The 18,785-nt window shown below is 72.3% G+C and carries 11 protein-coding genes; 2 read left to right on the top strand and 9 right to left on the bottom strand.

Annotated elements, in window-relative coordinates; genetic code table 11:
* Nucleotides 1–22: 22 nt before the first annotated feature.
* The 8 genes from OG562_RS33820 to eccD form a co-directional block, all read right to left on the bottom strand.
* A complete protein-coding gene (locus OG562_RS33820; protein ID WP_266404789.1) occupies nucleotides 23–427 on the bottom strand; it encodes a hypothetical protein in 405 nt (134 codons plus the stop codon).
* Nucleotides 424–900, bottom strand: coding sequence for a YbaB/EbfC family nucleoid-associated protein (locus OG562_RS33815; protein ID WP_266404786.1), 477 nt, complete (start codon nucleotides 898–900; stop codon nucleotides 424–426). Before OG562_RS33815 ends, OG562_RS33820 begins: the two co-directional genes overlap by 4 nt.
* 52 nt (nucleotides 901–952) lie before the next feature.
* Entirely contained in the window at nucleotides 953–4,522 is a 3,570-nt protein-coding gene (locus tag OG562_RS33810) for an AAWKG family protein (RefSeq protein ID WP_266404783.1), read from the bottom strand.
* Nucleotides 4,519–4,998 (bottom strand): type VII secretion system-associated protein, encoded by a 480-nt coding sequence (locus OG562_RS33805; RefSeq protein ID WP_266404780.1) that lies wholly within the window; start codon nucleotides 4,996–4,998, stop codon nucleotides 4,519–4,521. The genes OG562_RS33810 and OG562_RS33805 overlap by 4 nt, the downstream gene beginning before the upstream one ends.
* Nucleotides 4,999–5,194: 196 nt before the next feature.
* Complete coding sequence (locus tag OG562_RS33800) at nucleotides 5,195–5,515, bottom strand: WXG100 family type VII secretion target (protein ID WP_266404777.1); 321 nt, start codon at nucleotides 5,513–5,515, stop codon at nucleotides 5,195–5,197.
* Between the two features lie 64 nt (nucleotides 5,516–5,579).
* A complete protein-coding gene (locus tag OG562_RS33795) occupies nucleotides 5,580–5,855 on the bottom strand; it encodes a WXG100 family type VII secretion target (protein ID WP_266409664.1) in 276 nt (91 codons plus the stop codon).
* A gap of 357 nt (nucleotides 5,856–6,212) precedes the next feature.
* Entirely contained in the window at nucleotides 6,213–7,712 is a 1,500-nt protein-coding gene (gene eccB, locus OG562_RS33790) for a type VII secretion protein EccB (RefSeq protein ID WP_266404774.1), read from the bottom strand.
* Between the two features lie 209 nt (nucleotides 7,713–7,921).
* Nucleotides 7,922–9,322 (bottom strand): type VII secretion integral membrane protein EccD, encoded by a 1,401-nt coding sequence (gene eccD, locus OG562_RS33785; RefSeq protein ID WP_266404772.1) that lies wholly within the window; start codon nucleotides 9,320–9,322, stop codon nucleotides 7,922–7,924.
* Nucleotides 9,323–9,605: 283 nt separating this feature from the next.
* Here eccD and eccCa point away from each other — a divergent pair, with 283 nt between their 5' ends.
* Entirely contained in the window at nucleotides 9,606–13,571 is a 3,966-nt protein-coding gene (gene eccCa, locus OG562_RS33780; protein WP_266409662.1) for a type VII secretion protein EccCa, read from the top strand.
* 281 nt (nucleotides 13,572–13,852) lie between these two features.
* On the opposite strand, the gene OG562_RS33775 is transcribed toward eccCa, so the two are convergent.
* The gene (locus OG562_RS33775) at nucleotides 13,853–15,061 is read right to left on the bottom strand and encodes a S8 family serine peptidase (protein WP_266404769.1); all 1,209 of its coding nucleotides are present in this window, start codon (nucleotides 15,059–15,061) and stop codon (nucleotides 13,853–13,855) included.
* Nucleotides 15,062–15,332: 271 nt separating this feature from the next.
* Between OG562_RS33775 and OG562_RS33770 the strand changes: the two genes are divergently transcribed.
* The gene (locus tag OG562_RS33770) at nucleotides 15,333–18,638 is read left to right on the top strand and encodes a right-handed parallel beta-helix repeat-containing protein (protein WP_266404766.1); all 3,306 of its coding nucleotides are present in this window, start codon (nucleotides 15,333–15,335) and stop codon (nucleotides 18,636–18,638) included.
* Nucleotides 18,639–18,785 lie beyond the last annotated feature (147 nt).

Here is an 18,785-nt window from a genome sequence, read left to right as displayed (position 1 = left end):
GTCCGACAGCCGTGCCCTCTGTTCAGTGCCGCGTGTCGGAGTCGGAGTCGGAGCCGTAGCCCGAATCGGAGTCGAGGTCGTCCATCGCGGAGTCCGCCCGGGACCGCTGGCCGCGGATCTCGTCCTGGGCGTACTCGCTGGTGCCCCTGATGCTGTGCATGTTGCTCAGGGTCGAGTCGATCACGCCGACGACCGCCTGCTTGGTCGGGTCGCCGACCGCGCGGATGCCCTTGTTGCGCTCGTCCCAGCCCATCTGGAACTGCTGGGACGGCCGGTCCGTGCCGTCACCGGTCCACGGCGAGAAGAGCCGTACGCCCGCCTCGAAGTCGTCGAACATGCTGACCACCTCCTCGCTCATGCCCCGCATCTCGTCGGTGCACCGCCCCAGCCTGGGGAGGTCCGCCCTGAACGGTTCTCCGACGCTCATGCCCTGCTCCTGCCCGTCCGGTCGTCCTGGTCGTCGTCCTCGTGGATCTCGTCACGCAGCCGGTCACCGGCCGAGCGGGCGCCGCCCCGGGCGGGCCCGTCCACCGCGTCCGCCCCGAAGATCCCCTCCCAGTCGACCGTGATGCCCCGGCCCCCGGGGATCGCCGGATTGGCCCCCATCAGCGGGCCGAAGGTGTCCATCACCTGACGGGTGACCTTGGTACGGGCCTGCTCGGCGGCCTCCAGGACCGAGGCGGACAGCTGGGTGGCCGTCATGCCCTGGTACTTGTTGTCCAGGAACTTCAGGCCGGTCAGCTGCCCCTGCGCCCCGACCGTGGCCTCCACGGCGCGGTCCCGGGAGCGGGCCGTCGCGGTGGCGTTGCGCAGCCCGGCCTCTGCCTTGGCCACGGCGGCCTGGGTGGCCTCCAGGTGGGCCATGGCCTCAGCTATCTGCTGGTTGATTCCCTCGGTCACCGGTCGTCGCTCCTCTGGTTCACCTGCACGCCTCTCGGGTTCGCCGACACGCTCACCGGCCGATCACGGCGGGCGCGCCGCCCTCGTCCGTGCCCCACACGTCCTCGTCCTCCTGCACCCAGGTGTCGCGCACGCGGTCGCCGCTCTCCGTCTGCTGCTGCCCGGGACCGCCAGATCCGCCGCCGCCCATCGGGGGCATGAAGGGGGTGCCGCCGGACGTGGCCACCGTCGCCTCGCGCTCGTCGAAGCCGCCGTTGCTGCTCCGGGACGCGGACCGGGCGCGGTTGCTGATCGCCCCGTCGCTGTCGATGACGTTGCGGACCCGCTCGCCACTGCCCTCGCCGCTGCCCCCGCCGCCCCGGGGGCTCTGCATGCCGTTCAACGGCATGCCGCCCATGGGCATCTGGGACTGCTGCTGCTGTTGGGCGGCGGCTGCGGTGTTGCCGGCCAGGTAGTCGGAGGCCGAGTCGCCGTAGGCGGCGTTGTCGTACAACTCCTCCTCGTACGACGGAAGTTGAGCGGTGGTGTCCTGGTACTGGTAACCGGAGCCGCCGTTGTTGAGATACCCGGTGGTCGAGTTGCCGTTCGGCTCGGTGACGGTCGTGACGCCGGAGTCCGGGTCGACCGTCGCCTTGCTGCCGTCCGGGTAGTCCGTCACCACCTGGCCCTGCGAGTCGACGTAAGTGCGGCTGCCGTCCGGGTTGTTCAGTACCTCGTCCGCGTTGAGGGGGCCGGTGACGGACTGGCCGTCGGGGCGGATGACGGTGGAAGTCTGCAGGTCCGGGTCGACGATGGTCTTCGTACCGTCGGCGAAGTCGGTGATCACCCGGCCCTGGCTGTCGATGTACGAGGTGCTGCCGTCCGGGTTGGTCAGCGAACCGCTGCCGTTGACCGGGCCGTTGACCAGGTTGTCGGCCGGGTCGTTGAGCGAGCTCTCGTAGCGGCTCTGGTAGTCCTCCTGCGCCTGGAGCTGCTGCTGCCGGTACTCGTCCTCCCGGGCCTGCGCCTCGGTGCGGATCGTGTCCTGCTTGGCTTCCTGCCGGGCCTGTTCGGCCTTCTGCTCGGCCTGCTCCTGGTCGTACCTGGCCTGGGCTTCGGCCTCCTTGGCGTCCTGCCTGGCCTCCTGCCGTGCCTGTTCGGCTTTCTGCTCGGCCTTCTCCTGCTCGTACCTGGCGTCGGCCGCCGTCTGCTGGGCCTCCTGCTTCGCCTCCTCCTCGGCCTGCTGGGCGTCCTGCTTGGCCTCCAGTCGGACCTGCTCGGCCTTCTGCTCGGCTTCCTGCCGGACCTGCTCGGCCTTCTCCTCCTGGTACCGGGCCTCCTGCGCGGCCTCCTGCTCGGCCTGCTGGGCGTCCTGCTTGGCCTCCAGCCGGGCCTGCTCGGCCTTCTGCTCGGCCTCCTGGCGGGCCTGCTCCGCCTTCTGCTCGGCCTGCTCCCGCTCGTACTTCTCCTCGGCCGCCTGCTGCTCGGCCTTCTGCTCTGCCTCGGCCTGCTGCTGCTCGGCCTTCTGCTCCGCCTCGGCGGCCTCCTGCTTGGCCTCCTGCTCCGCCTGCTGGGCCGCCGCCTCCTTGCGGGCCCGCTCCTCGTCCTCCCGCTGCTGCCTCGCCTGCTGCTGCTGGAAGGCGAACTGCTGCTGCTGGTACGCCGCCTGCTGGGCGGCGGCCTCCTCCTGCTCGGCCTTCTGCTCGGCCTTCTCCTGGTCGTACCGTTCCTGGGCCTCGGCCTCGGCGGCCTTCTGCTCGGCCTTCTCCTGCTCCTGCTGGGCGGCCTGCTCGGCCTCGGCGGCGTCCTGCTTCGCCTGCTCCTGCTGGTAGCGGGCTTCGGCGGCGGCCTCCTGCTCGGCCTGCTCGGCGTCCTGCTCGGCCTGTTCCCGCTCGTTCCGCTCCTCGGCCTCGGCCTCGGCGGCCTCCTGGTCGGCCTTCTCCTGTTGGTAGCGGGCCTCGGCCTCGGCCTCCTGCCGGGCCTGCTCCGCCTCCTGCTCGGCCTTCTCCCGCTCGTACTTGGCCTCGGCCTCGGCCTCCTTGGCGGCTGCCTCCGCCTCCGCTTCGGCCTTCTCCCGCTCGTACTTCTCCGCCGCCGCCTTCGCCGCCGCCTCGGCCTCTTCCTTGTCCCGCTTGTACCGCTCCTCCGCCGCGGCCGCCGCCGCCGCGGCGGCTTCCTTGTCCTTCTTATACTGTTCCGCCGCCGCGGCCGCCGCCGCCTCGGCCTCTTCCTTGTCCTTTTTATACTGTTCCGCCACCGCGGCCGCCGCCGCCTTGGCGTCCGCCTCGGCCTTGGCCGCCTTCGCGTCCGCCTCCGCCTGGTCCTTCTTGGCCTGGTCCTCCTGCCAGTCGGCCTTCAGCGTGTCGCCGGTGGTACGCGTGCGGATCTCACCGATGTCGAAGGTCTGCGGACTCCACGCGTTGTGCACCGACGTCAGGATGTCCTTGGCGGGGACGCTGAGATGCTCGGTGACGCCCGCCTGCCAGAGCTGCACGGCGAGATCGCCGATCTTCTTCCAGGTGTCGAGACTGTCCAGCCGGCCGAAGTCCTGCGTGCCGAAGTCCAGCTTGGCGTTCTGGGAGAAGCCGCCCTTGGTGTAGTAGTCCTTCGTCGTCGTCCAGTTGCCGTCGCCGTCGCTCGTCGTGCTCGACGTGTAGCCGATCTTCATGATGTTGTGGTCCCACACCCAGTCCGCGAGCTCCAGCAGCCGGTCCATCAGCCAGCGCAGCGGATTGCTGTAGTTGCGCTGCCAGTAGTCCCAGGCCCAGTAGAGGTCGTCCATCCCCTGGTGCAGCGCCTTGCGCGCCTCGCGGATCTTCTGGCCCTGGATCGAGCCGCCGGCATGGCGCACGGTGTCCTCGGCGTACCCCTCGTACACCCTGGCGATCTTGTGGATGAGGTCCTGGAAGACGCCGGCGGCCGTGCCCTGCCAGGCGTTGTTGTCCTCCGTGCCGATCCACTGCTTCCATCGCTCGGTCTCGTCGGCGGACCGTTTGAAGAAGCGGGCCAGCCGGTCGAAGGAGTCGGCCACCCCGTCGAAGGTACGCAGCACGACCGACGCGTCGGCCGGCACGTCGATGCCGTCCCAGTAGAAGCCGTACGTGCCGTTGTCGGTGGCCTCGTCGTCGTCGTAGTTGAGCGCGGTCTTCAGCGCCAGCCCGCCGGCGTAGGAGTACTTCACGAAGTTCTTGTTGTCCCAGATCAGGTCGTCGTCCTTCAGACCCAGGCGTTCCTTGTACTTGCTCTTGACCTCGACGCCGGTCCGGACACCGCCGTCCGCCGGGTCCGAGGAGCTGCTGATCAGCAGGGTGATCCGGGCCTTGTAGTACGCGACCTCCGAGCCCTCCCCGTCGTCCCCGCCCCGGGTGTAGAAGGGGATGACGAAGTCGGTCTTCGAGATGTCGGCGCCCACGTTCTCGCTGCGCCAGTCGAGGTCGTCGAAGTCGACGTAGGTGACGCTCTTCTGCTTGGTCAGCTCGACGAGCATCAGCGGAATGCCGTGGTTGCCGATCCACTGCTCGAAGACGCTGGTGCGCTTCGGGAGCGGGGAGAGGCCGGTGAGCAGCTCCACCGCCCGGTGCCACCAGTCGTCGGTGTCGGTGAGGTCACGGATGTACTCGTCGTGGAGGATGTTGAACGTCATAGTTCGTCACCCCCACCGGTCATGGTGGACAGGTCGTCGTCGACGTCGATGAAGACGTCCACCATCTTCTCGCCGTTGATGGAACCGAGGTTGCCGTCCTGCGTCTTGAGCAGCGAGTGGACGGTGTCCTCCAGGCCGTCCTCGATGTCGCCGAAGAGCCGGATCTGGAGCTTGAGGATCTCGTCGACCTGGTCGATCATCCCGGTCACCGAGCTGATCAGGTGACTGGAGCTGAGCAGCACGCTGGCGTCCCCGGCCATGCCGCCGATGGCGAAGGGCATCTTGGCGCCGGCGATCGGGGAGGTCGAGTCGTGCTTCGCCTCGGCCGAGTGCCAGGGCAGGGGCAGGACGCCGTCCTCGTTCGGCTCCTTGAGGACCTTCTTCACCGACTCCTTGAAGGGGCGGACCTCCTCGGTGAGGAACTGCTTGACCGCCGTCTTGTCGAGCTTCACCGGAGTCTTGCCGGAATCCGCCATGTCCTACGCCCTCGTCTCCGTCATCCGCCCGGCCATCGACCGTCGATCACCCGCCGGCGGCCCGCCCGGCCGCCGCGCACAGCACACGGGCGATGGCCCGTACGGTCGCGGGTCACCTGGCCAGCGGTCACCCGGTCACCTGGTCACCTGGTCGCCGTACGGACAGCCGCCCCCTTCGCACGCACCCTTACGGGTGTCAGCGCCCGATACGGACGCCCTCCCAGCTCTGGGTCAGCGCCCGCTCGGTCCGCTGGTAGTTGTCCGAAACGTCGGTCAGCAGGCCGGAGTGACTCTGCAGCAGCTGCCGCATCTTCTCGACAGCCGCGTGCCAGGAGGCCTGCTTCTGGTCGTACACCGACCGGTCGTCGCCCTCCCAGCTGTTCTTGAGCTCTGTCAGCTCGGAGTCCAGGTCGGTGAGGATCTGGGAGATGGCCCTCGTCTGCTGGATCATGTCCTCAGCGGCGTTGCTCATGCTGGCGTAGTCGACGTAGATGAATCCGTCGTTGTAGTCGGCCATCTTCTTCCTCGTCTCGCGCGGTGGGGGAGGCTGTGGGCTGTGGTCGGTGGCTGCCGCTGCCCGGTCAGCCGCTGAGTGCGTCGAAGACCGACTGCGACTGGTTGTACGCCTGGTTGACGGAGTCGTTCGCCGAGCCCTGGGCGATGCCCTGCTGCTTGAGCGTCTCGTTCAGGGTGTCGATCATGTCGCGCAGGTTCCGGGAGATCACCTCGGCCTGCTCGTCCCAGAGCGCGAGCAGCTCCTGGTACGCCTTGCCGTCCGATCCCTGGTGGCCCTTGGCGAGGTTGAGCTTGGTGTTCTCGAGGTCCTGCCGGCGGGTCTGCACACTGGTGAACGCCATCTCCAGGGCGTTGATGCCGTTCTGGGTGGCGCGGACCTCGGACTGCTGCAAAGTTCCCACAGGCTGTTCCTCCGGATGTCGTCGGCGCCGGACGCGGGGGCCCGGTGTGCGGTGGTCTCCGGGCGCGGACGCTGAGGCCCGGCCGGTCCAGACGTACGTCCGACGCTAGAAGGCGGCGGGCGACCGCTGAAAGCCCGGGGCCACGCGCTTGCACCTGCGGCCGCGCAGCCTTGCACCTGCGTGCACTTGCGGGCTCCGCCCCCGACAGCGCCCCGGTTTCAGGACGGGCGGGGTGGGGTGAGGCCCTCCGCAGGCGCCCCCTACGCACCCGGCCCGCACCCGCGCCCGCCACGGAGCTCAGGCCCCGGGGCCGGCCCCGCACGGCGGGGTCGTCGTGCTGCTTCGGCCGAGCGTCGCGGCCTCGGGGCTGAGGTCCGGCCCGGTGGGCACCATCGCCAGCAGGGACGAGGGAAGGTCCTGGGCCTGTGAGGAGGTGTAGCCGAGCGCGGTGAGCGCATCGGCCGACGGGACGCGGTACTTCATGCCCGTGTCGGTCACCAGGTACAGCGTGGCACCGATGTCGGAGCCGTCCGCGCCCAGCGCGTGCACCAGGGCCCCGCCGCCCGGCGGCACCGTGATCCGGCCGACCGCGACACAGGCCGGCGTGAACCACTCGGCCGGGCCCTGGGCGGTGGGGCCGAGCCCGTCCGCTTCGACCAGGGCGACGCTCACCCGGGTGCCGGACCGCCCGGACTCCACGGCGGCGCAGGCCGTCAGGTCCGCCGTCAGCGCCACCGGCTCCGGCGGCGTGGCGGGCAGCGCACCCCCGGATGCCGCCCCCGCCCCCGCCGCCCCCGCCCCCGCCCCCGCTCCTGCCGTCGCATCGGACTCCGGAGCCAAGTGCCCCGCCAGCGTGGTGGATTCAAGGGACACCGCGGTTGCCGTACGGCCCCCGTAGACCTTCGCCACGGTCTCCGGGTCGCTCAGCACCAGCGCGGCGGCGGTCGCGGTGAGCGGAGTCAGGCCTGTCGCACCCAGCAGGTAGTACCGCTCGGTGGCGCCGGGCGCGGAGACGGTGAAGACCTCGCCGACCCGCGTCGGACGGCCGCCCAGTTCGGGCCCCGGGCCGCCACGCCCCGGCACCGCGGGCGGGGTCAGGTCCGGTCCCGCCGACAGGGCGTTGAGGAACGCGGCCGACACGGCGACCGGCTGGTGCGAGCCGTAGCCGAGGGCCTCACGGACATTGCCCTTCCGGTCCAGCCGGAACCGGCTGCCCTGCCACACCAGATAGGTCTCCCGATCGGGCCCGGTCACCAGCAGTCCCTGCCGCTCGCCGAGCCCGGTGCCGGTGATCCGCCGCGCCACCCCGAGCGTGGCGGCGGTGTCTCCCGCCAGGGAGCCCGAGCACACCTGCCAGGGGGCGCCGTCCAGGGCGGCGGCCCCGGGCAGTACGTCCGGAGCGCCGGGGATGCCGACCGGCATCCCGCGCGGCGTGTCGGCCAGCGACGCCTCACCGACGTTCACGGTCTTCAGCTCGGCGCCCACCAGCAGCCGCGCCGAGGCGTAGTTGCGCACCGGCCGCAGCCGACCGTCGAGGTACAGGTAGCGCGACCCGGTGCCCTTGCCGACCACCAGGGTGCCGGCGGCACGCCAGGAGTCGCTGGTGCCGGGCTTCAGCAGCCCGAACACGAACGAGCCGGCGGAGATCAGCACGGCGACCACGATGCCGATCGCCACCCCCCGGTTGGTCCGGCCCTGCGGGCTCTCCGGGGCGTCCGGATCGGCTCGCAGCATGGCCGAGGTGAGCCGGCCCATGACGAACATGTGCGCCATGACCTGGTCGCGTTTGGTCTGCACGAGGGGACTCCGTCCGGGTCAGGTGTGGGGGGTGGGGCATTTCGGCCTCGTCGGCGTTTGAGGCGCAGGGGTGCGGGGCTGCGGGGACGGACCCCCGCGAACCGGGGTCTGGGGCGGAGCCCCGCACGCGGCGGAGCCGCACAGTGCCTCGCCGGGAAGGGGGTGCGGTGAGGTGAGGTGCAGCCCGCGCAGGCGCCCCCTCCCCCACCTCACGCGTTCAGCCCCCGCAGGGCCCCGTACACACCCAGCACCCACAGCGCCAGCGGCAACAGACTGATGGCCGCGGCGGAGTGCAGGATCTCCCCGGCGCGGCCCCAGTAGGGCACCAGCCGCCGCCCCGGCACCGTCCACGACGTGATCGCGGCAGCGGCGGTCGCGGCGAGCAGCGCGCCGGCCGTCAGCAGCCGGCCGCCCGGCGAGGCGCCGCCCGCCTGCTCGACGACCAGCAGCAGCGCCCCGGCGATGCCGGGGACGACCAGGAACAGCCGCTGCCACACATTGCCCAGCCCGCGCCCGTGCAGCACCAGCAGCAGGGACAGCGCCACCACCATGGTGATCTCCGGCAGGCCGTCGTGCCCGGCGAGCAGCACCAGGCAGACGGCGCAGGTCACGCCGGTGGCGCCGTACAGGGCGCTCATCCAGCCGTCGGCGAGCACCGCGCGCGCCGAGACCACCGCCGTCGGATGGGGTTCGATGCCTTCCTGGAGTTGCTGGGCGTTGGTCGGCAGCGGCGGCATCCGCAGTCCCGACATCCGGAAGGCCAGTGAAGGCACGAACGCCCCGAGCACCACCGCGACCAGGGCGACGATGCCGGCCACATGGTGCGCCGGGAGGTCCGCCGCCGACATCAGGACCCCGGCGAGCACGCCGAGTACGGCGATCACGGCGAGGGCGAGGAAGAGCGCCGCGAAGCTCGCCACCGCCGCCAGCGCCAGGATGGCGCCGCCCGCGCCCGCCGCGCAGGCGGCGAGCAGCCGGAAGCCCAGCGTCTCGGGCCCGTGCGGGCCGGTCAGTGAGCCGCCGGGCAGCAGCCAGCCGGCCACCGCGAAATACGGGCTGACCATGCAGCCCAGGGCCGCGGCCGCGCCCGCGTCGCCGACCGCGCGGCTCGCCGAGGCCGCTCCGGCGAGCAGCAGCAGCCCGCCGCCCGCCGCGCACAGCGCCCGCAGCCACCCGGGTCCGCCGGGCAGGGCGATCACCAGCAGGCCCACCGCGAGCAGTGCGACGGCCACACCGCGCAGCACATACCGGCTCACCTCCGGGGTCCAGCTGTACGGGCGGCCCCGCATGGTGGTGGAGATCCCGTCGACCAGGTCGTCCAGGTGCGCCTCGGGCAGCGCGTCGACGCGGGGCCGCAGGTAGACGGTCTCGCCGTCGCGCAGGTCGTACGAGTCGAGGGTGCGTTCCTCGTCCAGCGGTGCGCCGCCGAGCCGCTGGAGTATCCAGCCGCCGTGGTCGATGCCGGTCTCGCCGAGGTCGGCGCCGCCGAAGCCGAGCACGGCCGGCAGCAGGTCGGCCACCGGGACGTCGGCGGGCACCGCGAGGTCGATGCTCTTGCTGGGGGCGCGCACGGTCAGACGGCAGAGTCCGGCTGTCTGGTTGTCCGGCATCGGGCAGGCTCCATCAGGGCAGGCTCACGCTTCTCCCGGGTCTTCCCGGCTTCCACGGATGATTCGTCGGCTTTGGGTGACTTCAGTGTTTTTGGCGGTTTGGTGGTTCGATGAGAATCGCCCACAGTCCCGCGTGTCAACCAGCCTTGTACGAAAGGGCAATTCGGGGCCTGGGTGGCACAGGCACCTTTCGGGATGACGCACATTAGCTGGAGTGGCGCCCGCCCCGTGCACCGGGCTCCCCGCTGCCTCTCTGCCTTCCCGAGGAGACTGTTCGTTGAGTGTGGTCCTGTTCCGCAGACCGGCCCGTCGGCGTGGCCCGGAGATGCCCGAGGGCGAACTGAGCCTCCAGGAGCCGCCGACCCTGCCCGAGGTGGTGCCGGACAGCTCGGCCATCTGGACCTATCTGCCGATGGCGCTGATGTCGGTGTCGATGATGCTGATGTTCATGCGGCCCGGCAGCACGGGCTCCAACAGCAGCTTCATGTATCTGGCAATGGGCCTGATGGTGCTGTCGTCGGCGGTGATGATCATCGGCCAGACCATGCGGAAGAACAGCGAACGCAAGCAGCGTCTGAAGGGCGAGCGCCGCGACTACCTGCGCTATCTCACCCAGACCCGGCGCAAGGTACGGGCCACCGTCGCCGAGCAGCAGCACGCCCTCGCCTGGCGGCACCCGCCGCCCTCGGCGCTCTGGTCGATGGCGGGCACCACCCGGCTGTGGGAACGGCGGCCCCAGGACGAGGACTTCGGCGAGGTCCGGGTGGCGGTCGGCGACCAGAAGCTGGGTCTGCGGCTGACACCGCTGTCGACCAGCCCGGTGGAGGACATGGAGCCGCTCACCGCGCACGCGCTGCGCAGTTTCATCCGCGCCTACGGAACCGTCCCCGACCAGCCCATCGCGATCTTCCTGCGGGCCTGGGCGCGGGTGCTGTTCCGGGGCGACGCGGAAGCCGTACGGTCCCTGGCCCGCGCCATGGTGGCGCAACTGGCGGCCTTCCACGCACCGGACGACGTGTGGTTGGCGCTGTGCGTGTCGGACGAGCGGCGGGCGGACTGGGAGTGGGTGAAGTGGCTGCCGCACAGCCTGCATCCGCAGGAGCACGACGGCGCCGGCCCGGCCCGGATGATCGTCTCCTCGTTCAACGAGCTGGAGGACCTGCTCGGCGCGGAGTTCCTGGAACGGCCGTCGTTCGACCCGGACGCGACGTCCGGCCGGGAGGAGCCGTTCACGGTGATCGTGGTGGACGGCGGCGCGGTGCCCACCGGACATCGCGTGGACGGCACCGGCTTCCGCAACACGGTGGTGCTCGACCTGGGCGGCGCGCTGTCCTGGCGGCCGGGCCGGGTCACACTGCGCTTCGAGGTGACCGAGGACGCCTTCGACCTGGTCCGCACCGACCGGGAACGCAAGGAGCAGATGGCCCGGCTGGGCCGCCCCGACCGTTTCGGGCCGCGCGGCGCCACCACGCTGGCCAAGCTGATCTCCCCGTACCGCCTCGGCCTGGGCGGCGACGTCTCCGAACCCCTCTCGGGCGACACCGAACTGACCACGCTGCTGGGCATCCCCGACCTGCACCGCCACGACCCGGCCGAGCTGTGGGCCCGCCACACCGGGCCGATGCGGCTGCGGGTGCCGATCGCGGTCGGGGTCGACGGCACGCCGGTGGAACTGGACATCAAGGAGTCCGCGCAGGGCGGCACCGGCCCGCACGGCATGCTCATCGGGGCCACCGGCTCCGGCAAGAGCGAACTGCTGCGGACGCTGGTCCTGGCGCTGGCGCTGACCAACTCCTCGGAGACGCTGAACTTCGTCCTGGTCGACTTCAAGGGCGGCGCGACCTTCCTCGGCCTGGACGAACTCCCGCACACCTCGGCGGTCATCACCAACCTGGCCGGTGAGGCCGCGCTGGTGGGCCGGATGAAGGACGCGCTGCACGGCGAGCTGATCCGCCGTCAGGAACTGTTGCGGGCCGCCGGGAACTACACCTCCGCGCTGGACTACGAGAAGGCCCGCGCCGCCGGAACACCGCTGGCCGCGCTGCCCAGCCTCTTCGTCGTGGTCGACGAGTTCAGCGAACTCCTGGCCTCGCACCGGGAGTTCATGGAGCTCTTCGTGATGATCGGCCGCCTCGGCCGGTCCCTGGGGGTCCATCTGCTGCTGGCCTCGCAGCGCCTCGACGAGGGCCGCATGCACCAGCTGGAGAGTCACCTCTCGTACCGCATCGGCCTGCGCACCTTCTCCGCGATGGAGAGCCGGGGCGTGCTCGGGGTGCCGGACGCCTACGAGCTGCCGCCGCAGCCGGGCAGCGGCTTCCTGAAGTCCGGCGTGGAGGCACTGGCCCGGTTCCGCGCCGCGTATGTCTCCGGGCCGTACGAGGAGCGTGGGGGCAGCGCCAACCAGGCCCGGGTGGCGAGCCAGTTGGCGCCCTGGACCGCCGGCTGGGTGGTGCCCCGGCAGGCTCCCGAGCTCGAGCCGGAGCCGGAGCCTCAGCCGGACGAGGGCGGCGAGACCCTGCTGTCGGTGGCCGTGGGCCGGCTGCTCGGCTCGGGCCCGCCCGCCCACCAGGTTTGGCTTCCGCCGCTGGACCTGCCGTCCACCCTCGACCAGGTGCTGCCCCCGCTCACCCCGCACCACGACCTCGGCCTGACCACCGTCGGCTGGCCCCTGCGCGGCAAGCTGAACGTGCCCATCGGCATCATCGACCGGCCCTTCGAGCAACTGCGCGACCTGCTCACCGTGGACCTGTCCGGAGTGGGCGGGAACGTGGCCATCGCGGGCGGCCCGCAGAGCGGCAAGTCGACCCTGGTCCGCACCCTGCTCACCGCGCTCGCCCTCACCCACACCCCGCTCGAAGTGCAGTTCTACTGCCTGGACTTCGGCGGCGGCACACTGTCCGGGCTGGCTGAACTCCCGCACATGGCGGGGGTGGCGAGCCGGCTGGACACCGAGCGGGTGGGCCGTACCATCGCCGAGGTCACCACGTTGCTGGCGGCGCGCGAGCAGTTCTTCCTCGACCACGGCATCGACTCGATGGCGACCTACCGCAGACGGCGGGCGGCCGGCGAGTTCCCCGACCAGACGCACGGCGACGTCTTCCTCGTCATCGACGGCTGGTCCACCGTGCGGCAGGACTTCGACCGGAACATCCAGACGTTCAGCGCGATCGCGGCGCGCGGGCTCAACTACGGCATCCACCTGATCGTCACGGTCGCCCGCTGGGTGGAGCTGACCGCGGCGGTACGCGACCAGGCCGGCACCCACCTGGAACTGCGGATGGGCGACGCCATGGACTCCGAGGTGGACGCCCGGCGGGCGGCCACCGTGCCGCGCATCCCCGGACGCGGCCTGACCCGGGAAGGCAAGCTGCACTTCCTCACGGCCCTGCCCCGCATCGACGGCGTGGAGGAATCGGAGGACCTCACGGACGGCGTCGCGGCGCTGGTCTCGGCGGTCAAGGAGTGCTGGCCGGGCGAGGCCGCCCCCCGGGTCCGCATGCTGCCCGCCCTGCTGCCCGCCACAGAGCTTCCGTCCCCCGAGGGCGACTTCCGGATGCCTCTCGGCATCGAGCAGGAGCAACTCTCCACCGTGTGGCACGACTTCAGCGAGAACCCGCACATGATCGTGGTCGGCGACATCGAGAGCGGCAAGACCAACACGCTGCGACTGGTGGCGCAGGCGATCACGGACCGGTACTCACCGGCCGAGGCCCGGATCATGCTCGTGGACTACCGGCGCGATCTGGTGGAGGCGATCCCCGACGCGTACCGGCTGGGGCACGCGGTCTCGATCGACGCGCTGAAAGACCTCACGGACGGGGCCGCCAGGGCGGTGGCCGCCCGCGTGCCGGGCCCGGACATCGCGCCCGGCCGGATGCGGCTGGCCGACTGGTGGAACGGGCCGAGGCTGTTCATCCTCGTCGACGACTACGACATGGTCGGCGCCGGCCCGATGAACCAGCCCTTCGACCCGCTCCTCAACCACCTCGCCCTGGGCTGGGAGGTCGGCCTCCACCTGGTGGTCGCCCGCTCCGCCGCAGGCGCCGGCCGCGGCCTCGGCGAGACCCTCCTGCGCCGCCTCCAGGAGGTCAACACGCCTGTCCTGCTGCTGTCCTGCCCCCCGTCCGAGGGCTACGTCCTCGGCAACGTGAAGGGCCAGAACCTTCCGCCGGGGCGGGCGACGCGGATCGCTCGGCGCAAGACGGTCCGGATGCAGACGGGGCTGGTGGACAGCGCACCGGGGTCTTGACCGGGTGGGGGTCGGTACGGGGTGCGCCTGCAGGGGGGTGGTACGGGGTGCGCCTGCGGGGGGGGGCGGTACGGGGTGCGCCTGCGGGCGGGCGGTACGGGGTGCGCCTGCGGGCGGGCGGTACGGGGTGCGCCTGCGGGGGGGGGCGGTACGGGGTGCGCCTGCGGCAGCCGTACCCCCACTCCCCCGCGCCCCACCTACCCGCACACCCGTACCCGCACCCGCACCCGCACCCGCACCCGCACACCTACACCCCACACCTCCACACACCCGCACCCCACCTACCCACCCGCTGCCCGCCACCCCCTGGCCCGCCCTCTCGGCAGAACAACGGCTCCGGCCGCCACCAGCACCACCACCCCCACCGCCGCCCCCGCGACCAGCAGCGCCCGGCTCCGGGGCCCGGCCGGAGCGGAGGCCACCAGTACGGCCGGCCCGGGGCTGGGAACAGCGCCCCGGGAACCGGCACCGGCAAGCACGGCCGACAGCGAGGCGTACGCATCCAGCCGGGCCGGCATGGCCGGATACGCCACCGACGTCAGCCGGTGGGCCGCCTCCGCCGCCGACAGCCCGGGGTACCGGGCCCGCACCAGGGCCGCCGCCCCGGCCACCTGCGCGGCGGCGAAGGACGAGCCCGAGCCGATGAAGTGCCCGGTCCCCGCAGGCCCGACCCCCACCACCGAGTCGCCCGGCGCCGCCAGATCCGCGCCCGCCACCTGCGGCGCGTCCTCGGGGCGGCCCCCGTCCGGGCCGAAGTCCAGCACCGACACGACCCCCGGGGCAGCGGCCGGCCAGTACGCCGACGCGGCGGGCGCCGTACGACCCGTGCCGGGGTCCACGGGCAGCGTGTCGGGCGCGACCGGCGCGACCACCAGCGCGTCCTGCCGCGCCGCGTGGGCGACGGCGGCCTTCAGTTCGTCCTCGCCGGCCGCCAGGGCCTGGCCGACATAGATCACCCCGGCGCCCTGGTCGGCGGCCGTACGGATCGCCGTCGCCAGCCGGGTCGGCGTGGTGGCGCCCCGTCCGTCCGTGCCGCGCACCGCGAGGATCCGGGCCTCCGGAGCGAGCCCCGCCACCTCCGTGCCGTCCTGGGGGGCGGCGGCGATCAGCCCCGCCGCGAACGTCCCGTGCCCCACACAGTCCGTACCCGCCTCCCCGACCGCCGTGACCCGGCCGGAGAGCGCGGGGGCGGACGTGCCGACACCGGTGTCCACGACCGCGACGGTCACCCCGGCGCCCCGCGAGAACTGCCACACCCGGGTCAGGCCCAGTGCCTGCCGGGTCCACGGGGCGTCGGCGGCCCGCTCCGTGGACGGCTCCACACACGCCCCGCCCGCCGGGAGCGCGGAACCCACCGCGGGCAGCCCCACCTCGTCGGCCGCCAGGGCCGGTCCCCCGGCCGCGACCGGCAGGGCGGCGGTCAGCACGGTCAGCAGGGCGGCGGCCATCAACCGAGCCACCGGGGGGTGTCGATCACCAGCACGTCGCATGGCGCGCATGCTACGCGAGGCCCCGCCGTCCGCCGTTCCGGTTGTCCGCAGGGGCAGAATCCGCTGCTGAAAGGGGCAGTCCGGGCCAACGGGCAGCCCCTGCGGGGGGATCCTGGCAGCTGGTGCCCGGGGTCATGTGACCTGCGCTGCGGACATCTCCCCGGCCGCCCGCAGCATGTCCGCGTGCCCGCGCACCCGGCCGTACCCTTCCTTCCGTGTCCCCGGCCACGGGCGAGCCCGGCGACTGCGCCACCCACCAGGAGGTCCTTGCGTGTCACGGCAGTTGCTCACGGTCTCGGCGGACCGGCCGGACGACTTCCGGACGATCGGCGAGGCCCTGGCCAAGGCACGCGCGGGCGCCGTGATCCGGGTCGGCCCCGGCCGCTACCGCGAGAACCTCACCATCCGCACCCGGGTCACCATCAGCGCCGACGGCGACCCGGGCAGCGTGGAGATCTGCCCCCGCAAGGGCACCGCCGTACTCCTCGTCGCGGACGCGGTGATGCTCACCGACCTGACGCTGCGCGGCGGCAGCGAGGACCTGCCGGTGGTCGACGCGCCCCGGGGCCAGGTCGCCATGGACGGCTGCACGGTCGTCGGCTCCGGCTGGACGGCCGTCATCGCCCGTCAGGAGGGCTCGGTGGCGATGCGCCACTGCCGGGTCTCCAACCCGGAGGGCGCCGGCTTCGTCGACACCGCGCCCACCGGCAGCGTCATCGACGACTGCCGGTTCGAGAACCTGGGCACCAGCGCCGTCGTGCTGGGCGAGGAAGCCCGTACGACGGTCCGCGACTGCACGATCCGGGACGCCCAGGCCAACGGCGTACTCGCCAACGGCGAAGCGCAGGGCCTGGTCGAAGCCTGCGTCATCTCCGGCACCGGGAAGCCCGCCGTCGCCCTCGAAGGCCGCTCCGCCACCCGGGTCGTCCGCACCACCGTCCAGGACACCTCGGCCGGCGTCTACGTCACCAGCGCCAACCGCCCCGCCCTGGAGGACGTCACCGTCACCGACACCACCGGCCCCGGCATCTTCCTGGCCGCCGGCGCCGACCCGGAGCTGCTGCGCTGCCGTACCAGCAGGACCAAGGACAGCGGTCTCGCCGTCACCGAGCGCTCCCGGGGCACCTTCCAGGACTGCGCGTTCGACTCCGCCGCCGCATCCGCGATCCGGGTCACCGGGTCGAGCGCGCCCCTGCTCAGGGGCACCGTCGTACGGGACTGCGCCGACAGCGACGGAGCGGTGCTGCTCACCGGCAGCTCCCATGCGGAGTTCGAGGACCTGACCGTGGTGGACCCCGCCGGCACCGCCGTCGCCGTGCGCTCCGGCGCAGACCCCCTCCTGCTGCGGGTCAGGATCACCGGCGCGGGCGGGCACGGTGTGGAGATCACCGAGGACGGCCGGGGCCGCCTGGAGCAGTGCATGGTCATCGAAGCGGGTGCGGCGGGGCTGCGCACCGCCGACGGCGGCCGGCCCGTGGTCCGGGATCTGACCGTACGTGACGCCACCGGGCCCGGTGTCTCCGTCGGTGACGGCGGCCTCGGCGCCCTCACCGACTGCGAGGTGCACGGCGGCCACGCGTCCGGCATCGCCGTGGAACGCGGCGGCCGGCTCACCCTGACCCGGGTCCACGCCGACGGCGCCGGAGCGCACGGGCTGCTGGTCGGCGACGGCGGCCGGGCCGAGCTGGACGGCTGCCGGATCAGCCGCAGCACCGGCGACGGCATCCGGGTGGACAGCGCGGAGCCCGTCTCGGTGGTCGGCTGCGTCGTCCAGGACAACCGGGGCGCGGGTCTGCGCCAGACCCGGCCGGGTGAGCGGCTCACCGTGGAGCGGCTGAGCAGCAGCGGCAACGCCCTCGCCGACGAGTGGGGCGCCGCCGTCACCGGAAGTGGGCCGAGCACCGTCGGCGACCACAGGCCGGCCGCGCCCGTCGGCCCGCTGGACGAACTGGAGGTCCTGGTCGGGCTGGCCGACGTCAAGCGCCAGGTGCGCACCCTGGTCAACCTCAACGAACTCGCCCAGCGTCGCGCCAGACTCGGCATGCCCACCCCGCCGATGAGCAGGCACCTGGTCTTCTCCGGCCCGCCCGGCACCGGCAAGACCACCGTCGCCCGGCTCTACGGCGGCATCCTCGCCGAACTCGGCGTGCTGCGCTCCGGGCACCTGGTCGAGGTGTCCCGGGCCGACCTGGTCGCGCAGATCATCGGCGGTACGGCCATCAAGACCACCGAGGCCTTCGAACGGGCCCTTGGCGGTGTGCTGTTCGTCGACGAGGCGTACACGCTGCTGTCCGACAGCGGCAACTCCGGCGCGGACTTCGGCCGGGAGGCCATCGACACCCTGTTGAAGCTGATGGAGGACCACCGCGACGACGTGGTGGTGATCGCCGCCGGCTACACCCAGGAGATGGGCCGCTTCCTGTCCTCCAACCCCGGCCTCGCCTCCCGCTTCACCCGCACCATCGACTTCGCCAACTACTCGGTGGACGAACTGGTCACCATCACCCGCACCATGTGCGAGACCCACCGCTACGAACTCGACCCGCACACCTCGGACGCGCTCGCCCGGCTCTACGAACGGATGCCGCGCGACGCGACGTTCGGCAACGGCCGCGCCGCCCGCAAGGTGTTCGAGGAGATGGTGGACCGGCAGGCGTTCCGGCTGGGCTCCATGGACTCCCCCGCCGAGAGCGACCTGTCGCTGCTGCTGCCCGAGGACGTCGGAGAGGACAGCGCCGCCGACGCGGACGCGGGCCCCGACTCCGCGCAGCTGCTGGCCGAACTGGGCGCCATGATCGGCCTGTCCGCCGTCAAGCGTGAGGTGACCGCCCTGGTGAACGTGCTCACCGCCGCCCGGCACCGGCGGGCAGCCGGCCTGCCCACCCCCACCGTCGGCCGGCACCTGGTCTTCTCCGGCCCGCCCGGCACCGGCAAGACCACCGTCGCCCGGATCTACGCCGACCTGCTGCGCTCCCTGGACGTCCTGCCCAAGGGCCAGCTGGTGGAGGTGGCCCGCGCCGACCTGGTCGGCCGGTACGTCGGACACACCGCGCAGCTCACCAAGGAGGCCTTCGAACGGGCCCTGGGCGGTGTGCTGTTCATCGACGAGGCGTACACCCTGACCCCCGAGTCCGCTGCATCGGACTTCGGCCGGGAGGCCGTCGACACCCTGTTGAAGCTGATGGAGGACCACCGCGACGAGGTGGTGGTGATCGCCGCCGGCTACACCGAGGAGATGGGCCGCTTCCTGTCCTCCAACCCCGGCCTGGCCTCCCGCTTCAGCCGGACCGTCGAGTTCGAGCACTACACCACGGACGAACTCGTCGCCATCATCGGCAGGATCGCCGCCGGCTCCGGCTACGACGTCGGCTCGGACACCCTGCGCGCCCTGCACGCGTACGTCGACGCCATTCCCCGCGACCGTTCCTTCGGCAACGCGCGCACGGCCCGCCAACTGATGGACGCGATGACGACCCGGCAGGCCGGTCGGCTCGGCGCCATGGCCGTCCCGGGCCTGGAGGACCTGCGCACCCTGCTCCCCGAGGACCTGCCCGGCCAGGACCTGGCAACCGCCTGAGGGGTGGCGCCGGCATTTTCGGCCTGGCCGACCACTCGACCCCACGGCGGCCCTCCCCCCCCTCTCCCCTCTCCCCACGTAAGTCGGCCGACAGTGCAGAGAACTGTCAGTTTCCGCGCCGCGAGGGGCAGGACCGGCCGGAAAGCA

Source organism: Streptomyces sp. NBC_01275, from assembly GCF_026340655.1.
Lineage (GTDB): Bacteria > Actinomycetota > Actinomycetes > Streptomycetales > Streptomycetaceae > Streptomyces.
This window is presented reverse-complemented; position numbering and strand designations above follow the sequence as displayed.